The sequence below is a fragment of the Streptomyces sp. NPDC037401 genome, assembly GCF_055602345.1.
This window is the reverse complement of record NZ_JBVJWO010000075.1, coordinates 1-4,785: the sequence shown is the minus strand read 5'-3', so window position 1 is coordinate 4,785 and position 4,785 is coordinate 1. Positions and strand designations below refer to the sequence as shown.

Here is a 4,785-nt window from a genome sequence, read left to right as displayed (position 1 = left end):
GTCGAGTTCGGCTCGTGAGCGCAGGACTTCGGTGAGCGACCAGTCCACGTAAGGGGCGAGGGCCTGTTCGCACTGTTCGATGGATGCGGCGAAGGGGGGTGAGGTGTCGAGGAGGTCGGCGCCCATGCCGGCCCATTGGGTGCCCTGCCCGGGGAAGACGAAGACCGTCTTGCCCACCTCGTCCCCGGCAATGCCCTGGACGACCTGAGCCGAAGGCTCGCCCTGGGCGACGGCACCGAGTGCCTTCAGGAGTTCGCGACGGCTGCCGCCCAGGACCACCGCCCGGTGTTCGAACGCGGCCCGGGTCGTGGCCAGCGCGTGCGCAACCCCGGCGACGTCCAGATCCGGCAGCCCCTCGGCGTACGCCACCAGCTGTCGGGCCTGTGCCCGCAGGGCCTCCGCGCTCCGCGCGGACACCACCCACGGCACCACACCCGCCGCGGCGCCCGGGGTACCCGTCGCGTCGTGCGGATCCGTCGACGGGGCCTGCGGCTGCTCGAATTCCTCGAACGGCGGAGCCTCTTCCAACACGGCATGGGCGTTGGTGCCGCTGATCCCGAACGAAGAGATGCCGACGCGGCGCGGCCGGTCCAGCGCCGGCCACGGCACCTCGTCCGTCAGCAGCGAGACCGCACCGGACTCCCAGTCGATCCGGGAAGACGGCTCGTCCACGTGCAGCGTGCGCGGCAGCACGTCGTTGTGCAGGGCAAGAACCATCTTGATGATCGAGGCGGCACCGGCGGCGGCCTGGGTGTGGCCGATGTTGGACTTCACCGAGCCGAGCCACAGCGGCCGGTCGGCAGGCCGGTCCTGGCCGTACGTGGCCAGCAGTGCCTGTGCCTCGATCGGGTCGCCCAGTTTCGTGCCGGTGCCGTGCGCCTCCACCACGTCCACCTGATCAGCCGTCAGGCGGGCATCGGTCAGAGCCTGGCGGATCACCCGCTCCTGCGAGGGACCGTTGGGCGCCGTGAGACCGTTGCTCGCCCCGTCCTGGTTGATCGCGCTGCCGCGGACCACGGCCAGTACGCGGTGGCCGTTCCGGCGCGCGTCCGACAGCCGCTCCACCAGCAGCAGGCCGATGCCCTCGGACAGGGCCGTACCGTCCGCGCCCGACGCGAACGCCTTCACCCGGGCGTCCGGCGAGAGCCCGCGCTGCCGGCTGAACTCGACGAAGGAGGCGGGGGAGGACATGACGGAGATGCCACCCGCCAGAGCCATCGTGCAGTCGCCCTGCCGCAGTGCGTGGCAGGCCAGATGGAGGGCGACCAGCGAGGACGAGCAGGCCGTGTCGATCGTGACTGCCGGGCCCTCCAGGCCCAGGGTGTACGCCACGCGTCCGGACACCACGCTGGGGGTGTTGCCGATGCCCAGGTGCCCTTCGACCTCGGCCGGAACCTCGGGCAGCCGGGTCGCGTAGTCCTGGTAGTTGCTGCCGACGAACACGCCCGTCTTGCTGCCGCGCAGCGACTGGGGGTTGATGCCGGCGCGTTCGAAGGCCTCCCAGGAGGTCTCCAGCAGCAGGCGCTGCTGCGGGTCCATCGCGAGGGCCTCACGCGGTGAGATCCCGAAGAACGCCGGGTCGAAGTCGGCCGCATCGTGCAGGAACCCGCCCTCGCGGACGTACGAGGTGCCGGAGCGGTCCGGGTCCGGGTCGTACAGCGCCTCCACGTCCCAGCCGCGGTTGTCGGGGAAGGCGGAGATGACGTCGCGCCCCTCGGCGACCAGCCGCCACAGGTCCTCCGGCGCGTGGACGTCGCCGGGGAAACGGCAGCTCATGCCGACGATGGCAATGGGCTCGTGGTCCTTTGCCTCTGCCTCGTTGAGCTGGCGGCGGGTCTGGCGCAGATCGTTGACGACGCGCTTCAGGTAGTCGCGGAGCTTGTCCTCGGTCAGGTTCTGCGGGCTGTCGGAAGTGCGTGTGGGCTTTGACATCGAGTCACGTCCTAGAAAAGCCAGTGGTCATGGGGGGGGAGCGGAGCGGATGCGAAGCGGGCAGGGCGGGCGACGGGGTCGTGCGCGCGGCTGGAAGGGGGGCGCGCACGACGGCCGGGAGGTCAGAACTGTCCGAGCTCCTTGTCGATGAGGTCGAACATCTCGTCGTCGCTGACGGGGTCGAACTCCTCGTCTACCGCCCGCCCTTCGGCGTCACCCCCGGCACCGGGGGCGCTGCGCCCGCCGTGGGCGTCATCCCACTTCCAGAGCAGGGCCTGCAGGCGTGCTGCGACCTTGACCCGGACGTCGTCGTCGGGGGCGGACGCGATGAACGCGGCTTCCAGCCGGTCCAGCTCCGCCAGGAGGGGCTGCCCGGCCTCCTGCACGTCGGGCACCAGTTCGTCCAGCAGCCGCTGCGCGAGCGCGGCCGGGGTCGGGTAGTCGAAGACCAGGGTCGCGGTCAGCCGCAGACCGGTGGCCGTCCGGAGCCGGTTGCGCAGTTCGACGGAGGTCAGCGAGTCGAAGCCGAGGTCCTTGAAGGCCCGGTTCGCCCGGACCTCCCCCGGCGAGGCGTGCCCGAGCACCTCGGTGACCTGCTCGCGCACCAGGTCCAGCAGCACCCGCTCCTGATCGGCCCGGGACAGCCCCGCCAGCCGGTCGGCGGGCCCGGAAGCGCCCGGCCCACCGTGGGCACTGGAAGCGGAGGCGGCCGCCGTACGCCGGACGGCCGGTACGCGCACCACGCCGCGGAACAGGGCCGGCATGACCCCGGCCGCCGCCTGGGAGCGCAGCTCCGCCAGGTCGAGGCGGGCCGGCACGGCCACGGCCTCGCCCAGAGCCGTGGCGGCATCGAAGAGGGCCAGGCCCTCGTCCGACGTCATCGGGACCGCACCGACGCGGGACATCCGCGCCAGGTCCACGTCGCTCAGCCGGCCCGCCATGCCGCTGCGCTGCTCCCACAGGCCCCAGGCCAGCGACACTGCGGGCAGGCCGCGGTCGTGGCGGTGGCGGGCCAGGGCGTCGAGGAAGGCGTTGGCCGCGGAGTAGCTCGCGAGCCCCGCACCCCCGAGGGTGCCGGAGAGCGAGGAGAAGAGCACGAACGCGGACAGGTCCAGGTGCTCGGTGAGCGCGTGCAGGTTCAGCGCACCGTCGACCTTCGGCCGCAGGACGCGGTCGATCCGTTCCGGTGTCAGCGCCTCGACCACCCCGTCGTCCAGTACGGCCGCCGTGTGCACCACGGCGGTGAGCGGACGGTCCGCCGGGACGGCGGCCAGCAGCTCGGCCAGCGAGGCCCGGTCGGTGACGTCGCACGCGGCCACCTCGACGGCCGCACCGAGCCCGGTCAGCTCGGCCACCAGCTCGGGCATGCCCTCGGCCGCGGCGCCCCGGCGACTCGTGAGCAACAGGTGGCGGGCCCCGCGCTCGGCCACCAGGTGGCGGGCGAGCAGCCGCGCCAGCCCGCCGGAGGCGCCCGTCAGGAGAACGGTTCCGTCGGGATCGAACGCCGTGCCCGGGGTGGCGGGCCGGGCGGCACGGGCCAGTCGCGGCGCGCTGATCTCGGTGCCGTGCAGCCGCAACTGCGGTTCGTCCGTTGACACGGCGGCCGCCAGCGCGTCCCAGTCGGGCTCGGCACCGCCCTGCGCGCAGTCCTCCGTCTCCGTGGTCTCCACGAGGACGAACCGGCCGGGGTTCTCGACCTGCGCCGACCTGACCAGGCCCCACACCGGAGCACCGGCGAGGTCCTGCCCGGCAAGGATCACCAGCCGGGAGTCGGTGAACCGCTCGTCGGCCAGCCACGCCTGTACGAGCTCCAGGGCCCGGCGAGCGGCAGCGCGTACCGCGTCGGGGAGGTGCGCTTCCGGCGCGGTGCCGTCAGCGGGCTTCGGGAAGCGGACGAAGACGAGCTCCGGAGCGGATGAGACAGATGAGGGAGACGAGGCAGCTGCGGTAGGTGCGCCCCCGGCCTGCAGGGCGCCGAGGTCCTCGTACACGTCCAGGTTCCGGTGACGGCTGTCACCGCCGCCCAGGAGCGCCCACCGTCCGGTCGGCGCCGCCGCCGGAGCCGGCGTGACCGGCACCCATTCCACCCGGAACAGCGAGTCGCCGCCTCCTTCCCGCGTCCCCGCGAGCTGCTCCGTACCGACCTCCCGCAGGGCCAGGGAGCCGACATCGGCCACCGGCTGACCCGTCACGTCCGCCACGGTGACGGACACGGAGTCCTCACCGGCCGGAGCGAGTCGTACGCGCAGCGCGTCAGGACCGTGAGCATGCAGGCGCACGTCGTTCCAGGCGAACGGGCGCCGGACCTGTGCCGGTCCATGCTCGGATCCGGCCGGGAGGGTGCCCAGGCCCAGCGGCTGGAGTGCCGCGTCCAGCAGCGCCGGGTGGATCCCGTACGCGGTGGCGTCCGAGGCGGTCTCCTCGGGCAGTGCGACCTCGGCGAACACCTCGTCACCGCGCCGCCAGGCGGCCCGCAGCCCCTGGAAGGCGGGACCGTACTCGACGCCGAGACCGGCCAGCCGTTCGTACGCGTCCTCGATCAGGACCGGCTCGGCGCCTGCGGGCGGCCAGGCGGTCAGGTCGAACGCGGGCCGGGTGCCGGGCTGCGAGGCGCCGGCGGGGGCGAGCGTGCCGGTCGCGTGCCGGGTCCACGGCTCGTCGTCTGCGGCGTCCTGGAGCCGCGAGTACAGGTTCAGCTCGCGCCGACCGGACTCATCAGCGGCCCCGAGGCTGATCTGAATGCGCACTCCATGGCGCTCGGGGAGGGTCAGGGGTGTTTGGAGGGTGAGTTCTTCGATGGTGGTGCAGTTGGTGTGGTGGGCGGCTTGGAGGGCGAGTTCGAGGAATGCGGTG

General features: G+C 73.0%; 2 protein-coding genes. Both read right to left on the bottom strand.

Annotated features, from left to right (window positions below):
* Nucleotides 1-1,932 (bottom strand): type I polyketide synthase (locus ACZ7H1_RS37215; protein ID WP_470792915.1); only part of this gene is annotated, 1,932 nt, incomplete at its 3' end.
* 122 nt (nucleotides 1,933-2,054) lie between these two features.
* The coding region (locus ACZ7H1_RS37210) for a type I polyketide synthase (RefSeq protein ID WP_470792914.1) at nucleotides 2,055-4,785 on the bottom strand (2,731 nt) is incomplete at its 5' end.